The organism is Parafilimonas terrae (genome assembly GCF_900115755.1).
In the GTDB taxonomy this organism is placed as follows: domain Bacteria; phylum Bacteroidota; class Bacteroidia; order Chitinophagales; family Chitinophagaceae; genus Parafilimonas; species Parafilimonas terrae.
In genome coordinates this window covers 51,150-68,657 of sequence record NZ_FOXQ01000006.1, presented here as the reverse complement: position 1 = coordinate 68,657, position 17,508 = coordinate 51,150, and the positions used below count along the sequence as shown (strand labels likewise).

Here is a 17,508-nt window from a genome sequence, read left to right as displayed (position 1 = left end):
GTGGTGAATGTTTCTTTAATTATCTGAGGCAATATCTGCCGGTTCTTCACTGTTCCTGTCTGGCGGCTGAACATTTAATAAATGCTGTACAAAAAAATCTTTGCGCCGCATGCTGCCATAATCGCCGCCGCTCGTATGGTCCATGCCCGGCAATGGCAAAAACTCAAAAGTTTTATTCGCTTTAATTAATGCATCAGCAACGCGGTAAGTGGACTCAGGCGGCACATTGCTATCAGCTTCGCCAACCATCAGCAATAAAGCACCCTGCAACTTATGGGCATTGGTAACATTACTTTGCTGTGCATACCAGGGGCCAACAGGATAGCCCATCCATTGTTCATTCCACCATTGTTTATCCACGCGGTTATCATGACAGCCGCAACTTGCCACGGCTGCTTTATACCATTCAGGATGAAAAAGCAATCCGCCCAAAGCATTCTGGCCGCCGGCTGATGTTCCATATAAACCCACACGCGTTGTATCAGCAAAAGGGTATTTGGCAGCCAGGGCTTTCATCCACAAAATGCGGTCGGGGAAACCTGCATCGGCAAGATTATGCCAGCATACATCATGAAAAGCCTTGCTGCGATTGGCTGTGCCCATGCCATCTACCTGCACCACGATAAACCCAAGATCGGCCAGGCTTTGCATTTCGCTTCTGTAAGGCATAAAGCTTACAGGCACATACGAATCCTGCGGGCCTGCATAAATGTTTTCAATGATAGGATAACGTTGGGCAGAATCAAATTCGGTTGGTAAAAAAACATCGCCATAAATATCTGTAATGCCATCACGGCCTTTGGCAATAAAACGTATGGGCAGGTGTTTAACAATATCCAGGTAAACGCTAATATCGGCCTGTTCTATTACAGCAATTTTTTTTGTTGTTGCTGTTAAGTGCAGTTCTGTTACCGGCGCTGTATTTAAAGTTGAATAGGTATCCAGATAATATTTTGTATCAGGAGAAAAGCTTACGGTATGGTTAGCTGCTGCAGGTGTAAGGTCAATCAAATTATTGCCATCAAAATCAATACGGAAATAATGCGTGTTGTACACATCTTCGCCGGCATGTACGCCCATTGCCGAAAACCATACCTGCCGTTTTACTTCATCAATGCTGTCAATATTTTTTACTACATATTCACCTTTGGTTATCTCATTTTTTTGCGTGCCGGTTAAAGCGTCCATCAAATAAATATGCTGCCATCCATCTTTCTCTGATGTATAAATAAATTCATTGGTTGAAGAAAGGTAATACGAATAAATGCGGTCATCATAAATGAATGTATTGGTTTTATCGTCGATGATATTCCTTGTGTTGCCGTTACTAACGTCCACTTCAATTAAACGGTAACGCTGATGGCCGCGGTCTATTCTTTCATAATAAAAGTGTTCATTGTTTTTTTGCCAGTAGAGCAGGGGTGCTTCATAAAAATCAAGAATGGGTGTGTTTACTTTAACAGCAACATTTTGCTGCACCGGAAAAATAAACATCTCATAGGTGGTGAATGGATCGCCTGGTTGTTTATACGAATACGATTTTAGTTGCCCGCGTGTTGTGTTGGGCACAGAACTAAGCACGTAATAAATGCTGGAATCTTTAACCGGCGAAATATGATAGCCGATAACATATTTACTGTCAGGGCTCCAGGCCAGCGAACCATAAGGATGTTCTTCTGACCCATCATTTGTGTATTGAATGGCAGCCGTGCTGTCGTTTGCCGGTCGTATAAAAACATTATTATTTTTTACATAGGCAATGTATTGTTTGTTGGGTGAAAGACTGTCTGTGTGATAGTTGGTCCAGAACCAATGCTTGCCCTTAAAACGATGCTGGTCCATCGCTTTATATTGCGGCAGCGAATCAATTTTAATAAGCCGGTTTGTTTTGATATTGTATTGATAATATGTGCCGTGATAATCGAAGGCCACCTGGCTGGCATCATCATTAAACGTAAGTGCCTTAAACCATAGCCTCTCCGCATTCATAGAAGAGTCCGTTGCTTTGCTTAAAACACCAGCCAGTTTTGTTGTATTAAAAAGTGGTGATTTTTTACCTGTTGCAGCATCCGCATACACATATTCAATAGTGCTATCTTTTAAAATATTGGCATACCAGAATGCCGTGTTATTTTTAATCCAGTGCGCCCTCACAGTTGTTTTGAATATAGTGTTTTTGGCAGCGCTATCTCTTTTTTCGGATGCTTTATAACGCTGCACGATTTCATCATGAGTGGGCTGGTATTGTGCTAAGGCCTGCTGTGCTTCAACTCCGCATGCTATACATAAGATGCAGCCGGAAAATAAAATTTGCAGTGTAAAGCGTTTTGACATTTCAGTAAAATTTATATGTATGAATAGTTTGGCTGTTGCAAATAACATTATTATTTATTAAGCAGCCCGCAATTGAATAGTTGTTGCTATGACATTTATTATTACAATTTTAAAATTAGTATTGTTGGTTTTATAATTTTTCATCATTTTACAGCGCATGAAAAGGTTGGCCGCTTGTATTTATGCCATCTTTAAAATTATTGTTGACGGGGAAATAAATAGCTTATAAAATTTAAAATGATAATAATGAACAGATACCTGAAAATATGCCTGCTTGTATTTGCTGTTACTACTTGCATTTGCTGCACAGCACAAAACAGCAGTGATATGCGCAGCATCATTAATCATAATTTTAATGATGCAGGTGCACAATATAAAGTAATGATGAAACAACTGCCTGCCGGTAAGCTTCCAAAAACATTTGAGAACGATACCTTGCGCACAAGCAATTCAGGCTGGTGGTGCAGCGGCTTTTACCCCGGCAGTCTTTTCTATATTTATGAGCAAACAAAAGATGCCGCTTTAAACACTGAAGCCAAACGTGCTTTAGGGCTGCTTGAAAAAGAACAATTCAATACTTCAACACATGATCTTGGGTTTATGATGTATTGCAGCTTTGGCAATGCATTGCGTTTAGATCCCAATAATGAAACCTATAAGCAGGTATTGATCAACAGTGCAAAATCTTTATCAACCCGTTTTAACCCTAAAGTTGGTTGCATTAAATCATGGAATTCAAAACCATCGGATTTTTTGGTAATCATTGATAATATGATGAACCTTGAATTACTGTTTTGGGCAACCAAAACAACGGGCGATTCTTCTTTTTATAAAATAGCGGTAACGCATGCCAACACTACAATGAAGAATCATTTTCGCGATGATTACAGTTCTTATCATGTATTGAATTATAACCCTGAAACCGGCGCTGTGCAACAGAAAAAAACCGCGCAGGGCGCTGCAGATAGTTCTGCATGGGCGCGTGGGCAGGCTTGGGGTTTATATGGTTATACTGTGATGTACCGCGAAACAAAAGATAAAAAATATCTTGACCAGGCTAATCATATAGCACATTTTATTTTAAACAACCCTAATCTTCCAAATGATAAAATTCCTTACTGGGATTTTGATGCACCTGGCATTCCCAATGCATTAAGAGATGCTTCTGCTGCGGCTGTAGCGGCTTCTGCTTTGCTTGAACTAAGCACGTATTCAAAAGAAAATGCAACTGAATATATTACTGTTGCCAAAACAATTATTACCAATTTATCATCACCTGAATATAAAGCAGCTATTGGTACCAATGGTGGCTTTATATTAAAACATTCTGTTGGCAGCCTGCCCGGAAAATCGGAAGTGGATGTGCCGCTTACCTATGCCGATTATTATTTTTTGGAAGCGATGAAAAGATATAAAGACCTCGGGCTTAAATAGTTTTAATTGTTTGAATCAGTTAGAAAATTAAGCACAGGTTAATTCATTCAGTTTTCGATAACTGCACATAAGCAAAACTGCGTGACTGTAATTGAATGCTTCTCTTTTATTAACGCACAAAACTTTTAATAAGCAGCAACATTAAAATCTTTATTGAAAGAATGTTTATACTGCTTAATATATTTTGATGCAGGTAAAAGGAAAATTTATTTTTATGGCAGGCAAGTGGAATAAAATCAATCTTGAAAATTCAAGGTATATGGCTGCTATTGACTATAATAATAATATTTCTGAAATAAACTGGCTCTGATGAATTGAGATAAACGAAACAAATCAATTAAATAAAAAATCAAAATTATGGGCAGAACAATTGGCTTTGTTTTATTGATGGCGATGTGCAGCAGCGTACAGGCGCAGCACGATAAAAACATTACCGAAGGTTATAAACTTGTATGGGCCGATGAGTTTAATAAAGACGGCGCCCCCGACCCCGCAAACTGGAGTTATGAAAAAGGCTTTGTGCGCAATGAAGAACATCAATGGTACCAGCCGGAAAATGCATATTGCAAAAACGGGTATCTTATTATTGAAGCAAAGAAAGAAAATAAGCCCAACCCAAATTATATGGAAGGCAGTAAAGACTGGCGCACCAACAGGAAAAATATAGAATATACATCGGCCAGCATTATCACAAAAAATAAACAGCAATGGCTGTATGGCCGCTTTGAAATGCGTGGTAAAATAGATGTAAGCAAAGGCATGTGGCCGGCGTGGTGGATGCTTGGTGTAAATAAACGCTGGCCATCAAACGGCGAAATTGATATAATGGAATATTACCGCGACAGTTTGCTGGCAAACATTGCCACTGGAACAGCTACCCCGAATAAAGCTTACTGGTATAGCAAAAAGAAACCCGTTGATGCAGCATGGGCATCACAGTTTCACGTATGGCGCATGGACTGGGATTCCACAGCTATTGCTTTATATGTAGATGATTCTTTAATGCTTAAAGTGCCAATGAATGATTTGGTAAATAAAGATGGCAGCGGTTTTAATCCATTTAAACAGCCGCAGTATATGCTATTTGATTTTGCTATTGGTGGAATGAACGGCGGCGACCCATCGCAAACAACATATCCTAAAAAATTTGAAGTGGATTATGTAAGGGTTTACCAGAAAGATTAAAGACACATATAAACAAAACAGGTTGCCATCGCAACCTGTTTTGTTTATATTAAATACGGCAATTATATTAATTCACTCCATTCAGTTCTATATCAAATATAAGATTGGAATTAGCCGGAATTGGCCCGTTGTCAGCACTTCCATAACCAAGCGAGGGCGGAATATATAACGTAATAGAACCGCCTGTGCCGATGAGCGGCAAGCCTTCCTGCCAGCCAATTATAAGCCGGCCTAAATAAAAGGTTACATTATTAGCCGCATCGAACTGCGTGCCATCAGTTAATTTTCCTGCATAGTTAATGGTAACATCATCGCAAACGCCAGGCTTTTTATCGCCCGCAGCATGAATAACATAAAAGAAACCTCTTGGGTCTTTGGTGGCGGTAATACTGTTATCATCAAGATAAGCCTGCAGTGCTGCAACTTCCGAATCCGGTGCAGTTATTGTAACGGTTGGGCAGCTTTTATCACTGTCTTTTTTACAGGCTGTAAACATTATTATGAGCAGTATTACAAGAAGATTTATTTTTCGCATAAGTTTTTTTAAAGGCCGCAAATGTATACATTCATCATTAATTACTGTGAACGAATGAAAATTTTATCGGCACAACAAATTCATGGCTGGGATGCTTATACTATTGCCAATGAACCAATAACCTCCGTTAATTTAATGGAACGTGCTGCCACTGCCTGTACAGATTATATAACACAACAAAATTTTTTTAATAAACCATTCAAAGTTTTTTGCGGCAAAGGCAATAACGGAGGAGATGGCCTCGCTGTTGCAAGGCAACTTCTGCAGCAGCATTTTGATGTGAGCGTATATATAATTGAATTTGGTGCAGCAGGTACCGGAGATTTTCAAACCAATCTTCAGCGCCTGCATGAGCTTACTGTAAATATTCATTTTATACAGGATGAAGGCTTTTTTCCTGTTATCAACAAAAATGATATTGTAATTGATGCACTTTTTGGTTCAGGGCTCAACAGGCCGTTGAAAGATTTAAGCGCAGCGCTGGTGCAGCATATTAATCAATCAGAAGCATTTGTTATCAGCATTGATGTGCCAAGCGGAATGTTTATAGATAAAAGCAGCATTAATAATGCTGTTGTGCGGGCAAATGTTACGCTTACTTTTCAACAATACAAACTTTGTTTTCTCGTTGCTGAAAATGCAGAAAACACAGGTAAACTGATCATACTCGATATTGGGTTACTCCCCGGTTTTCTAAATGATATAGAAACTGTTTTTCAAACTGCAGATGCAGCGTCTATTCAGCATATCTATAAACCGCGCAAGCCTTTTTCGCACAAAGGCAGTTATGGCCACGCGCTGATTATTGCAGGCAACACAGGAAAAATGGGCGCTGCTTTAATGGCTGCCCATGCCTGTTTACGGGCAGGCGCCGGTTTAACCACTTTAAATATTCCTTCGGCGTTTTTAAATGCAGTGCATTCGCATTTGCCGGAAGCCATGTGCCAGTTAAGAGAAAACGGGTTAAGCTTTGAAAAGATAAATGCCGTTGGCATTGGCCCCGGCCTTGGCACAGGAGATGACAGCCTGCAATTAATTGAACAAACTTTAAATGAATATAAACTTCCTTCAGTAATTGATGCAGATGCACTCAATATTATTTCAACGCATAAAAGATTATCCAGGCTAATTACGCCCGGCTCAATCCTTACACCGCATCCAAAAGAATTTGAACGATTGTTTGGTAAAGCTGAGAATGATTTTGAAAGAATTGATACAGCATTAAAAAAATCGGCGGAACTTAACTGTGTTATTATTTTAAAAGGCACTTATACATTAATTGCCCAAAATGGAAAAGGCTGGTTTAATACCACCGGCAATGCAGGCCTGGCGAAAGGGGGCAGCGGTGATATTCTTACAGGAATTGTTACGGCTTTACTTGCCCAAAAATATCACCCATTTGAAGCGGCATTACTGGGCGTTTATCTTCATGGCCTCGCCGCAGATATTGCTCTTGAAAAACAATCACAGGAAAGCATGATCGCTTCTGATGTGGTTAATTGCCTGGGAGCGGCTTTCGGTGGATTGTTAATGGGTTGAATAGTTGATAGGTTGATAAGTTGACTGGTTGAAGGAAGAAGTGGTTCACGAGTTCACGGGTTTACGGGTTGAACCTGTTACAAAACAACATACTTCAAAATAATTTATAAATGTTGTGGCCTTCAACTTTAAGTAAAGAAACAGCAACCCGCTATAATAACTTGTAAGCTCGTGAACCTGTGAATTTTAAAACATTAACCGTTATCACCTTTCTTGCTCCATTGCCCTTTATCTTCTTTCATTGTAAGGTTCTCTGTATTGCTGTTTTTTGGGCCTGGCTCAACGTGGCCAGCCATGTTAGTATCCTTATTTTCAGCGCTCCTGTTTGCATGGCTGCCGCCCGTATCCTGCCATGATCGTTCACTTTGATCAGAGCCGGCTTCGCTGCTCATGCCTGTTCCCTTGCCTTTCCTGTAATTCTCGCTATTATCTTCCGCATTACCATGCAAATCCTGCATTTTATTTTTCACATCATTCACATTCCGTTCCGTATTCTGTGTACTGCTTTTTTCGGATGGATTTGTTTTCATAAATAAGAATTTAATAATGAACAATACCGGAAATAAAACAAATAACAAGCCATTAGTTTTTAAAATGAGTTTTGGGGAAACGTTCTCATCCGCATCAGTGGCAAAAATCTTCCATATTCAAACTTCTTGAGGTCTAACGGCGTTAACTTATTTTTGCAGACTTTAATACGAGCAGCGTGGCAGAAAATACAAAAGAAACAGCAAGCGATAACAACGTAACTTCAAAAAAACAGGAAGCTAATACCTCGTCTTCAGGGGATGGTGGCTTTAACCGTTATTTAATTACGGCGGCTTTGCCTTATGCAAACGGTCCCATCCATATCGGTCATTTGGCCGGCGTTTATTTACCGGCAGATATTTATGTGAGATACTTGCGCGCCCAAAAACGCGACGTGAAATTTGTAAGCGGCAGCGATGAGCATGGCGTTCCCATCACCATCCGCGCCATGAAAGAAGGCGTTTCACCGCAGGAGATCGTTGACAAATATCATGCGATCATAAAGAACAGCCTGGAACAAATGGGCATTTCATTCGACATATATTCCCGCACCTCCAATCAAATTCATCATAAAACTTCGCAGGATTTCTTTCTTAATCTTTATGAAAAAAAATTGTTTGAAGAAAAAGAAAGCGAGCAATATTATGATGAAAAAGCAAAAACCTTTTTGGCCGACAGGTATATTATCGGTACCTGCCCGGTGTGCGGAAATCCCAATGCTTACGGCGATCAGTGCGAACGCTGCGGTTCTTCCTTAAGCCCGGAAATGCTTATCAATCCGCGCAGCGCTTTAAGCGATGCAACACCGGTTAAAAAGAAAACAAAACACTGGTATTTTCCTTTGCAGGATTATGAAGCTTTTTTGAATCAATGGATTTTGGAAGGCCATAAAGAATGGAAGAATAATGTGTATGGTCAATGCAAAAGCTGGCTGGATAATGGCCTGCAAAGCCGCGCCATGACACGCGACAGTAACTGGGGCATTAAAGTGCCTTTGCCTGATGCTGAAGGAAAGGTTTTATATGTTTGGTTTGATGCGCCGATTGGCTACATAAGCGCCACTAAAGAACTAACGCCTAACTGGGCCGATTACTGGTGTAAGGAAGATACAAGATTGATACATTTTATTGGTAAGGACAATATTGTTTTTCACTGCATCATTTTTCCTTCCATGCTGAAAGCGCATGGCGATTTTGTTTTGCCTGATAATGTGCCGGCCAATGAGTTTTTGAATATTGAAGGCGATAAAGTTTCCACTTCCCGCAACTGGGCGGTTTGGGTAAATGAATATCTCGAAGATTTTAAAGACTGCCAGGATGTGTTGCGTTATGTGCTTTGCAGCAATGCGCCGGAAACAAAGGATAACGATTTTACCTGGAAAGATTTCCAGGAAAAGAATAACAGCGAACTGGCCAGCATATTTGGCAATTTCGTAAACCGCACGTTTGTTTTGATGCATAAACTCTGCGGCGGTAAAGTACCTAAGCTGCATACAGATGTAATGGACGACATTGATCGTGCATTAATAGAAGACATTAAAGCGGCGAAAACAAAAGTGGAGAATGCGCTGGAAGAGTTTCGTTTTCGCGAAGCCTTATTTGAAGTGATAGACCTGAGCCGTAAAGGCAATAAATATATGCAGGAAAAAGAGCCGTGGAAGAAAACGGTCAACAGTCAACAGTCAACGGTCAACAGTGAAGAAGCGGCGCATAATCAAAAATTAATAGATAACTGCCTTCACTTATGTTTGCAGCTTACAGCTAACCTTGCTATTCTTATCAATCCGTTTTTACCATTTACGGCAAAGAAAATGCTGCACATGATGAAGGTGGTTGATAAAATGCTCGACTGGGAAAATGCAGGATCTGTTAAATTATTGAGTGTTGGTTATAGTTTACGTGCTCCTGAGATTTTATTCAGGAAGATTGAAGATAAAGAGATTCAAATGCAGATTGATAAATTGAAAAGCGGGTTAGTGAAAACGGATAAAGATGTCAGCAATCAGCAATCAGCAACCAGCCAGGAAGATTTGCTGAAAGCTGAAAGCCCAAAGCTCAAAGCTCAAATTCAATACGATGATTTTGCAAAGCTCGACCTGCGTGTTGGCAAAATATTAAACGCCACAAAAGTGGAAAAGGCAGATAAGCTTTTAAAACTTGAAATTGATTTGGGTTTTGAAACACGTACGATTGTTTCGGGCATTGCATTGCACTTTAAACCGGAAGATATAGTCGGAAAACAAGTTGTAGTTGTTGCCAATCTTGCGCCGCGTAAAATGCGTGGCATTGAAAGCAACGGCATGATTTTAATGGCGGAGAATAAAACCGGTAAACTCATTTTTGTAAATCCTGACGAAGCAACCGATGCCGGCAGCGGGGTAAGTTGAGCGGGTTATCCGGCGGTTTTTTGAAAAAGTACAAACCCTATCCTGAAAAATCAGGATATCATTTGTAAGCGTGCAAACTTGATAAAGCCCAATGTTGTACGGTGGCTTTGTTTTATTTCTGTCGTAACAAATTTTTCAAATTAATACTTCCACAATTGATTTCTTTTTCGTCCACTAACATTAATGAACCCCCTCGTCTGCCATCGTATCGTGAAATTCTATAAACAAGATTTTGCCCCTTTATACTAAGTCCTGTTCGAATGGGGCCCATTGCTCCTTCATCAAAGAGAATTGCAACATAAAAACCACCCGATTCTTTTGGATTAATCGTTCTTTTTAAAGATGACGGCTTATCAATATTATTATCTAAAAAAGATTTTAAATCAGTTATACCATAGTCTGGCAATGGTTCTTTAGCAAGTGCCATTGTATCGGGAGGAAGCAATATTTTAAAGTATTTACCTGGTAAAGAAGGAACTTCATATTCTACAGGAAAGGCTATATTCAGTTCTAATGGATTTTCTGTTTCATTGGTTATTCGAGTCCAGAATAAAACTTTATTTTTTTTCTTCCCATTAGGGTCAACGTATTGAATACCTCTTGACCAACTGTTTTGTATGATTAGACGCTGCCCCAAAGAATCAGCATACTCATATTTCCTTATCGAACTTACAGTTTCTATTTCAAAAGTATCTTGCGTTGATTTACTGTTTTGGCCGAAGGAAAATAACCCCGTTGTCGCCATAATCAATAGTAGTATGATTGTTTTCATTTTGGTCTTTTAAGCTTACAATAGCTGACTACTCATAGGATGCTGGATATGTTGATTTGAAAAACTTATTAAATTTGAACGAAGGAAAAAATCTTGAGAAGGAGGAAGATTGATTACTTCATTCAATCTTTCTCTTTCAAAAGAAAACTGATCAATACATATTATCTCTTAGTCTCCTCAATGACATTGGTACATAGGAACCGTTTGTTGGCAGCAGTATTTTTTGTCCACCAAAATTGCAATAATGATTTTGTTATGCTTCTTCTAAAAACGCAAGAATATATCCATCGGGGTCAGCAATGTAAAATTCTTTGCCGTATGGTCTGTCGCACAATGGCTGTGTAATTTGTATGGATTTGTTTATAAAATCATTGTATAAATCTTCAACACCTTCTATTGAAAATACAATATCAAGGTCATCGTTTGCCAATTTATTTTGCCTTTCTTCAAGTGAAGGTTTTCCGGATTTTAAATGAATGGAATGTCCGTCCTTGCTAATTCCTGCGTAGAAGTCTTCATAGCGAAAGTCCAAGTCAAAACCGATTTTTTTTGTATAAAACTCAATTGAAGCGTCAATGTCAATCACAAGAAGTTGCGGACTCATTTTTTTAATTTTTGAATCTGTAGTGGTGTCCATAATCTTGATTTTGTTTGGTCAAAAAATGTTATTTTTTTGTCTCCGTCAATTTTGTTTTTTCGAAGTGTCTAATAATATTGCTGCCAACATGCTAATTTATGTTATATGCTACTAAATTTCCAAAAAAGCCGTTGTTCGAAATCAATACTTTAATGTTATATGGCGATAATTGTCGTTAGAACAATCCAACCCTTCTTTTTTAGAACAAACCTTATCCTAAAAATCAGGATGCCATTCCTCTTTATGCAGCCATGATATTTCAGCATGGCCCTTTTGGCGGTACCACATCAGCTGCAAACGTTTCATTTACATCAAACAGCATCCTGCAGGTCGCCCATTTTCAAAACTGTAAAGTAAATCATTGATATATGTTTGCATTTTGCATTAATTTCACCGCGCTAAAAAAGCATCATAGCATTAATGCAGATGACGGTAGTGCGACGCAACCGTGCTTAATCACGGCAATGCAGCCTGCCACCAAAAAATAAAATTATTATGGCTGAAAAAATTCTAATGCCGCGTTTGAGCGATACCATGACCGAAGGCGTGATTGCTGCCTGGCATAAAAACGTGGGTGATACTGTAAAGAAAGGCGATTTGCTGGCTGAAATTGAAACCGACAAAGCCACCATGGAACTGGAAAGTTATAAGGATGGCGTATTGCTGCACCGTGGGGCTGAAGAAGGTGGTAAACTGCAGGTAAACGACCTGCTGGCAATTGTGGGCGATAAAGGTGAAGATGTAAGCGGTTTAATTGGTGGTAATGGAAAAGCTGCAAGCGACAAACCGCAAGCTGCAGGCAAAGAAGAAAAAGCTGCAGCTAAGGAACCAGAAACCACTAATCAGCAACCTGAAGCAAAAGCACAATCATCAACTGAAAAAGTGGATATTTCCAAAATGGATGAAGTGGTGCTGATGCCCCGTTTGAGTGATACCATGACAGAAGGTGTGATTGCAAGCTGGCAGAAAAATGTGGGCGATGATGTAAAAAAAGGCGATATACTGGCCGAGATTGAAACCGACAAGGCTACCATGGAACTGGAGAGCTATAAAGATGGCAAGCTTTTATACCAGGGCGCCAAACAGGGAGAAAAAATTGCTGTGAACGACCTGCTGGCTATTATTGGAAAAGAGGGTTTTGATGTAAATAAAGTGGTGAATGCTGCAAAAGGCGGCAGTGCTGAAGCGGATACACCTGCTGAAACAAAAAAAGAAACTGCAGCGCCTCAGCCTGAAGCCAAACAGGAGGCTGCTCCTGAACAAGAAGTGGTAAATGAAGGAAGGATACTGGCTTCGCCACTTGCTAAAAAACTGGCGGAAGAAAAAGGCATTGACCTGAAATATGTAAAAGGCAGCGGCGATAATGGCAGGATTACAAAAGCCGATATAGATAATTATCAACAGCCAGCTGCAGGCGGCAAGCCACAGGTTGCAAGTGATGAACCTAAAGCCGCAGCGCAATCACAACCTGCGGAAGTAAAACCCCAGGAAACCGCACCTGCGAAACAGGCACAGCCTGTTGTTGCCACAGCATCTTATGGCAAAGAGGAATTTGAAGAAGTACCTGTATCGCAAATGCGAAAAACCATTGCCCGCCGTTTGGCAGAAAGTAAATTCTCTGCACCGCATTTCTATCTTACCATGAGCATTGATATGGATGCCTGCGTTGCAGCGCGCAAACGTATTAATGATGTAAGCCCGGTTAAGATCAGCTTTAATGATATGGTGCTGAAAGCAGTTGCCGTAGCGTTAAGGCAGCATCCTAAAGTAAACAGCAGTTGGCTGGGTGATAAGATCCGTGTAAACAAACATATAAGCATTGGCGTTGCCGTTGCTGTTGATGAGGGTTTACTGGTACCGGTTGTGCGCTTTGCGGATACCAAGCAGCTAAGCCAGATAGCAACGGAAGTAAAAACATTGGCCGATAAAGCCAAGAATAAAAAATTACAGCCGGCAGAATGGGAGGGAAGCACTTTCACCATTTCCAACCTGGGTATGTTTGGTATTGAAGAATTTACCGCAATCATTAACCCGCCGGATGCCTGCATCCTCGCTGTGGGTGGTATTTCACAAATACCGGTGGTAAAGAACGGCACGATAGTTCCCGGCAATGTAATGAAGGTAACTTTAAGTTGTGATCACCGCGTGGTGGACGGCGCTACCGGTGCAGCCTTCCTGCAAACGCTGAAGAGCCTGCTGGAAGAGCCGCTGAGAATGCTCGTATAATGATTTTAAAGAATATTTTTATAATAAGCCCTGCAATGCGGGGCTTATAGTTATTATAGAATTAGGCACAAGGTATGTCTTCCTCCATAGCTCCTCGTACCCTCCTCCATACTTCCTTCATAGATAGTTCATGGCATGTGTGGTTTTACCCGTTTGCCTTTAAATACAGGTACGGAAAAGGACGAGTAAATAGTTCATTTTGCTTGCAAAGCCGGGTCCGGTATCTGAATGATAACCGATGTGCCTGCTTCTTTATGGCTAATCCAGTCAATAGTCCCTTTTAGTAGTTTAACCCTGTGTTCCATATTGCGAAGACCAAGGCTTTTGTGTTTATTTGATGTTACGCTGAACCCCGTACCATTGTCATTAACCGATAAGCAAATGTGCTGTTTCTCCTTTTTAATGTTTATTTTAATAGCAGAAGCATGGGCATGTTTTATAGTATTTTGAATGGCTTCCTGAACCACACGAAACAGCATTACCTGGGCTTCTGCATCCACCGGTAATTGTTCATAATCACTCTTAATATTAACTGAAATATTGCGGGCGGCATTTATCCTGTCTTTCTCCCACTTTAGGTTTTCCATAAAATCAAACTGCTGTATCCATTCCGTATTCAGCGATTTGGAAAGGGTGCGTAGGTCCTGTATAGCATGGGCAAGGCTTTCTTCCGCTGTTTTAAAAGTATCGGGCACATGCTTTATTTCCATTCCGGCAAGGCTCAGCAACATTTTGGTACTGCTAAGTAACTGTCCAATATTATCATGCAATTCCTGGCTTACCTGGTTAAATGCGTGTTCCTGTGTTTCAAGCTGGGCTTTTAGCAACTGCTCATTAAATGCCAATTGCATCAGCTGCTTCTCCTGTATATACCTTTTTTTACGGCCGTTGAAATAAGCTACCAGTATAAAAATGAAAATACCTGCCAGCAATAAAACTATTGTAGCAACTATAATGGCGGCTATCAGGCCGGGCGGGTGTTCTTGCGGCGGCATACGAATGCTATAATTAAGCAGCTATACAAAAATACATTTACGGTGTAATTAATATAAGCATACAGCGGGATGCCGGTAACATTATAATAGTTTTGCAGGTAATCCAAAAAAAGATAAAGTACCATGCTGCCCATGGCAGACAGCAATAACCCTATGGCAAGCCAGGCATATTCATAACGCAACAGGTTTATATATTGTTCCTGTACAAGCAGGGCATAAAAAAGAAAGCAGCTCATACCGGCCAGCAAAATATTACCTGCTATTTCTGTGTAAGAGTTATAAGCATCCATGCCCTGCAGGAAAATAAAATTCAGCAGCCAGCCCAGCGAAAACAAAGCCATCAACCAGCGGGAATGTTTTTTCATGCCTGGTGTTGCCCCACCCAGCAGGCTGATAAAAAGCACAACAGTTATAAGAAGCAAGAAATTATATGGAAGCGCATTATAATACAGCAGGCGGCTATAGCTGAGGTACCAGCCTGCCGCATCGAGCAAAATAGTAACCAGCGTTATTATTTTAAATAAACGCCACCTGCCTGTTGGTTTATCCAGCAGTATTATGGCCGCAATAAATGCAGCCCATTCTGCTGCCACGGTAATATTGAGATAGGATGAAAGCATTTACCTTTTTATTTTATGGCACAGGGCAATTGGCAGGGCAGAGGTGGCCGTTATCAAGGGCCTTCTCTGAATCAATTATTAATGCTTTTAAGCTTTCATCCTCATTCAATTTGCACTTTCTACAGCAGAAAGATGGTAAATCTTCAAAATAGAATGTAGTTTCATCTTTTCTTATATAATCAAACTGTAAAATCATCCTGTTTTTATAAGTATAGCCATCATAAGAAGTAGGCTTCTTCCCATTGGTATCATAAGCAGAAATTGTAATAGCAAGTTTGTCTAAGTCTATTCTTGTTTTAATTATCTCGGTATCAAGCGCCTGTAAAATCCTGTCTTTTTTATAAAATATACTTCTCGTGTCAGATAGCATCGCTGAATAATAATTACTACTATCATTGTGGTCAACGGTTCTTGTAAGGCTAGGCAATACATCTTTTATGTATTTATTTATATATGTACTTTTCATGTGCCCGGCAGTAAATATTGTTCCATTAGTATCAATTAAAAATGTGTTCCCGCAATCTCTAAGAGGCTTTGCTGCTGTGAAAAGTAATATGAGTTTACCATCAGGTAAGTGGATATTTTGATTACTTCCTTTTTTTTGAAAGATGGCAAAGTAAATCCTCAACCCTTCACTGCCCGAGATAGTTTTAACCTTATTTAATAAAAATGCAAGATTGTCCCTAGATAAAAAAAATGTTGGACTTTCCTTATACAAGGTTGGCTTCAACCTATCGTATTTTGAAGTGTCACCCTGTTTTGCATACATGAGTTGTTTTTTTCTTTTGTCAGCAGATTCTTTGCTAACCCACATTTTTGGCAAAGCCCGGATTGAGGTGTTACAATCCGGTTTGCATGTATCACACTGTGCGATACATGCATTTGGCAGGGTTCCAATCACTAAACAAGAAAAAAAAATAAAAACAATCCGGATACAGTTATTTTTCATGGTTTAATCTTTAGATGAAAATTACGGACAGTTTTATAAATTCATAATATGATATTTTCCCGCTTCAGCACCGTAATTTTCCCAGCCTGTTTTAATTTCAATTATTTAAAATAAAGCCGGTGTTACATTAGCAGGAACAATCCTATAAATCTCAGCAGCCCTTTACAATAATTCCTTACTCTTATTGATTTTTATCTTCAGCATATTTTTATAAAGAAGATATGTATCATACGAGCCTGATTAAAAACACCTGCATACATTATGAAAAAGATCATTACTGCCTGTTTATTATCCTGTATTTGTTTCGCATCGCTTTCTTCCCAGCCATTAAACGATTTAGAGAATAAGGACTTGCCCGTGGTGAACGATGCTGTAAAAACAAGGATCAATACTGTTTTAAAAAGCTTTATCGATTCAGGCACAATTGCCGGAGTTTCGGCATTGATATACGAAAAAGGAGAGGAGGTATATTTTAATGCATTTGGCTATGCAAACCGCGAAGCCAGGACCCCGATGGACAGGAATACCATTGTGCGCATTTATTCAATGACAAAACCGCTCACTGGCGTGGCATTGATGACGCTGTATGAAAAAGGCGCTTTCCAACTGGATGATCCCATTTCAAAATATGCACCCGAATTTAAAAATATGCAGGTATATAAAGGCGTGGATGCTGCTGGCAACCTTATGCTGGAGCCAGCCAAACGATCCGTTACCATAAGGGATGTTACCCGGCATACATCAGGGTTTGTTTCCAGTTCAGACCTGCCGGGTATAGGTGAGCTGATTAAAAAGACCGACGCCATGAACCCACAGAATACACTGGGTGAAATGGCAAAAAAACTAGCCAGCCTGCCGCTGTTGTTCCAGCCTGGCGAAGAATGGGCGTATGGCCCTTCGGTGGATATACAGGCTTATTTAGTAGAACGCATATCGGGAAAACCCTTTGATCAATACCTGCAGGAAACCATCCTCGGTCCATTGCAAATGACAAACACCCGCTACATTGTGCCAGAGAGCGACAGGAAGCGGTTTGCCGTTACTTACAGGAAGGAAAACGGCAGCTTAACGCCTTTACAGGGTAATGAAAATTCTTTCAATATAAAAGATTGGCCGTTAAAACCCGGAGGCTTTGGCCTTACTTCCACAGTGGATGATTATATGAAATTTGCCCGCATGCTGGTAAACAAAGGCACACTTGGCAACGTACAAATATTAAAACCTGAAACCGTAGAACTGATGCATACCAACCAATTGTCCGATACCATTTCCAAACGTATGTGGCTGCCTTCCAAAGGCCAGGTGGGATTTGGAATTGACTTTGCCGTACGGCTTCGTCCGCCGGCAACAAAAAGCGGAAAATAATGG

15 protein-coding genes are annotated in these 17,508 nt (G+C 40.2%); 7 read left to right on the top strand and 8 right to left on the bottom strand.

Features of this window, described 5'->3' with window-relative positions; genetic code table 11:
• Positions 1-15: 15 nt before the first annotated feature.
• Positions 16-2,334 (bottom strand): S9 family peptidase, encoded by a 2,319-nt coding sequence (locus BM015_RS11140; RefSeq protein ID WP_090658786.1) that lies wholly within the window; start codon positions 2,332-2,334, stop codon positions 16-18.
• Positions 2,335-2,580: 246 nt separating this feature from the next.
• On the opposite strand from BM015_RS11140, the gene BM015_RS11135 reads away from it, so the two are divergent.
• The 3 genes from BM015_RS11135 to BM015_RS11130 all read left to right on the top strand — a co-directional run bounded on the left by BM015_RS11135 (position 2,581) and on the right by BM015_RS11130 (position 4,953).
• Entirely contained in the window at positions 2,581-3,768 is a 1,188-nt protein-coding gene (locus tag BM015_RS11135; protein WP_090658784.1) for a glycoside hydrolase family 88 protein, read from the top strand.
• A 187-nt stretch (positions 3,769-3,955) separates the two neighbouring features.
• Positions 3,956-4,078 (top strand): hypothetical protein, encoded by a 123-nt coding sequence (locus BM015_RS21970; RefSeq protein WP_262497247.1) that lies wholly within the window; start codon positions 3,956-3,958, stop codon positions 4,076-4,078.
• A gap of 47 nt (positions 4,079-4,125) precedes the next feature.
• Entirely contained in the window at positions 4,126-4,953 is an 828-nt protein-coding gene (locus tag BM015_RS11130) for a glycoside hydrolase family 16 protein (RefSeq protein ID WP_090658339.1), read from the top strand.
• A 67-nt stretch (positions 4,954-5,020) separates the two neighbouring features.
• On the opposite strand, the gene BM015_RS11125 is transcribed toward BM015_RS11130, so the two are convergent.
• Complete coding sequence (locus tag BM015_RS11125) at positions 5,021-5,488, bottom strand: FKBP-type peptidyl-prolyl cis-trans isomerase (protein ID WP_090658337.1); 468 nt, start codon at positions 5,486-5,488, stop codon at positions 5,021-5,023.
• 54 nt (positions 5,489-5,542) lie between these two features.
• On the opposite strand from BM015_RS11125, the gene BM015_RS11120 reads away from it, so the two are divergent.
• Complete coding sequence (locus BM015_RS11120) at positions 5,543-7,027, top strand: NAD(P)H-hydrate dehydratase (RefSeq protein WP_090658335.1); 1,485 nt, start codon at positions 5,543-5,545, stop codon at positions 7,025-7,027.
• A 194-nt stretch (positions 7,028-7,221) separates the two neighbouring features.
• Here the strand turns inward: BM015_RS11120 and BM015_RS11115 are convergent, their stop codons facing one another.
• The gene (locus BM015_RS11115) at positions 7,222-7,557 is read right to left on the bottom strand and encodes a hypothetical protein (protein ID WP_090658333.1); all 336 of its coding nucleotides are present in this window, start codon (positions 7,555-7,557) and stop codon (positions 7,222-7,224) included.
• Between the two features lie 281 nt (positions 7,558-7,838).
• Here BM015_RS11115 and metG point away from each other — a divergent pair, with 281 nt between their 5' ends.
• Positions 7,839-9,941 (top strand): methionine--tRNA ligase, encoded by a 2,103-nt coding sequence (metG, locus tag BM015_RS11110; RefSeq protein WP_245751395.1) that lies wholly within the window; start codon positions 7,839-7,841, stop codon positions 9,939-9,941.
• A 112-nt stretch (positions 9,942-10,053) separates the two neighbouring features.
• On the opposite strand, the gene BM015_RS11105 is transcribed toward metG, so the two are convergent.
• Together BM015_RS11105 and BM015_RS11100 are read right to left on the bottom strand one after the other, a co-directional pair.
• Complete coding sequence (locus BM015_RS11105; protein ID WP_090658329.1) at positions 10,054-10,713, bottom strand: hypothetical protein; 660 nt, start codon at positions 10,711-10,713, stop codon at positions 10,054-10,056.
• Between the two features lie 253 nt (positions 10,714-10,966).
• Positions 10,967-11,350, bottom strand: a complete 384-nt coding sequence (locus tag BM015_RS11100) for a VOC family protein (RefSeq protein ID WP_090658326.1) — start codon at positions 11,348-11,350, stop codon at positions 10,967-10,969.
• 495 nt (positions 11,351-11,845) lie between these two features.
• On the opposite strand from BM015_RS11100, the gene BM015_RS11095 reads away from it, so the two are divergent.
• Positions 11,846-13,576: a pyruvate dehydrogenase complex dihydrolipoamide acetyltransferase gene (locus tag BM015_RS11095; protein ID WP_090658324.1), complete on the top strand. Its 1,731-nt coding sequence runs from the start codon at positions 11,846-11,848 to the stop codon at positions 13,574-13,576.
• A gap of 194 nt (positions 13,577-13,770) precedes the next feature.
• Here BM015_RS11095 and BM015_RS11090 read toward each other — a convergent pair whose 3' ends face one another.
• Genes BM015_RS11090 through BM015_RS11080 form a run of 3 tightly spaced genes read right to left on the bottom strand, consistent with a single transcriptional unit; the run spans position 13,771 to position 16,140 of the window.
• Positions 13,771-14,571: a sensor histidine kinase gene (locus BM015_RS11090; RefSeq protein WP_090658322.1), complete on the bottom strand. Its 801-nt coding sequence runs from the start codon at positions 14,569-14,571 to the stop codon at positions 13,771-13,773.
• Positions 14,541-15,191 carry a hypothetical protein gene (locus BM015_RS11085; RefSeq protein ID WP_090658320.1) on the bottom strand — a complete coding sequence of 217 codons (651 nt, stop codon included), beginning with the start codon at positions 15,189-15,191 and terminating at the stop codon, positions 14,541-14,543. Before BM015_RS11085 ends, BM015_RS11090 begins: the two co-directional genes overlap by 31 nt.
• A 13-nt stretch (positions 15,192-15,204) precedes the next feature.
• Complete coding sequence (locus BM015_RS11080; RefSeq protein ID WP_143075826.1) at positions 15,205-16,140, bottom strand: hypothetical protein; 936 nt, start codon at positions 16,138-16,140, stop codon at positions 15,205-15,207.
• Between the two features lie 261 nt (positions 16,141-16,401).
• Here BM015_RS11080 and BM015_RS11075 point away from each other — a divergent pair, with 261 nt between their 5' ends.
• Positions 16,402-17,505: a serine hydrolase domain-containing protein gene (locus BM015_RS11075; protein ID WP_218148481.1), complete on the top strand. Its 1,104-nt coding sequence runs from the start codon at positions 16,402-16,404 to the stop codon at positions 17,503-17,505.
• The last annotated feature ends 3 nt before the right edge of the window (positions 17,506-17,508 follow it).

Excerpts from the sequence above, each read along its gene's own strand:
- BM015_RS11100 (WP_090658326.1), bottom strand. The coding sequence starts at position 11,350 with ATGGACACCACTACAGATTCAAAAATTAAAAAAATGAGTCCGCAACTT.
- BM015_RS21970 (WP_262497247.1), top strand. The coding sequence starts at position 3,956 with ATGCAGGTAAAAGGAAAATTTATTTTTATGGCAGGCAAGTGGAATAAA.
- BM015_RS11120 (WP_090658335.1), top strand. The coding sequence starts at position 5,543 with ATGAAAATTTTATCGGCACAACAAATTCATGGCTGGGATGCTTATACT.
- BM015_RS11105 (WP_090658329.1), bottom strand. The coding sequence starts at position 10,713 with ATGAAAACAATCATACTACTATTGATTATGGCGACAACGGGGTTATTT.
- BM015_RS11140 (WP_090658786.1), bottom strand. The coding sequence starts at position 2,334 with ATGTCAAAACGCTTTACACTGCAAATTTTATTTTCCGGCTGCATCTTA.
- BM015_RS11130 (WP_090658339.1), top strand. The coding sequence starts at position 4,126 with ATGGGCAGAACAATTGGCTTTGTTTTATTGATGGCGATGTGCAGCAGC.
- BM015_RS11135 (WP_090658784.1), top strand. The coding sequence starts at position 2,581 with ATGAACAGATACCTGAAAATATGCCTGCTTGTATTTGCTGTTACTACT.
- BM015_RS11090 (WP_090658322.1), bottom strand. The coding sequence starts at position 14,571 with ATGCCGCCGCAAGAACACCCGCCCGGCCTGATAGCCGCCATTATAGTT.
- BM015_RS11125 (WP_090658337.1), bottom strand. The coding sequence starts at position 5,488 with ATGCGAAAAATAAATCTTCTTGTAATACTGCTCATAATAATGTTTACA.
- BM015_RS11115 (WP_090658333.1), bottom strand. The coding sequence starts at position 7,557 with ATGAAAACAAATCCATCCGAAAAAAGCAGTACACAGAATACGGAACGG.
- BM015_RS11075 (WP_218148481.1), top strand. The coding sequence starts at position 16,402 with ATGAAAAAGATCATTACTGCCTGTTTATTATCCTGTATTTGTTTCGCA.
- BM015_RS11095 (WP_090658324.1), top strand. The coding sequence starts at position 11,846 with ATGGCTGAAAAAATTCTAATGCCGCGTTTGAGCGATACCATGACCGAA.
- BM015_RS11085 (WP_090658320.1), bottom strand. The coding sequence starts at position 15,191 with ATGCTTTCATCCTATCTCAATATTACCGTGGCAGCAGAATGGGCTGCA.
- BM015_RS11080 (WP_143075826.1), bottom strand. The coding sequence starts at position 16,140 with ATGAAAAATAACTGTATCCGGATTGTTTTTATTTTTTTTTCTTGTTTA.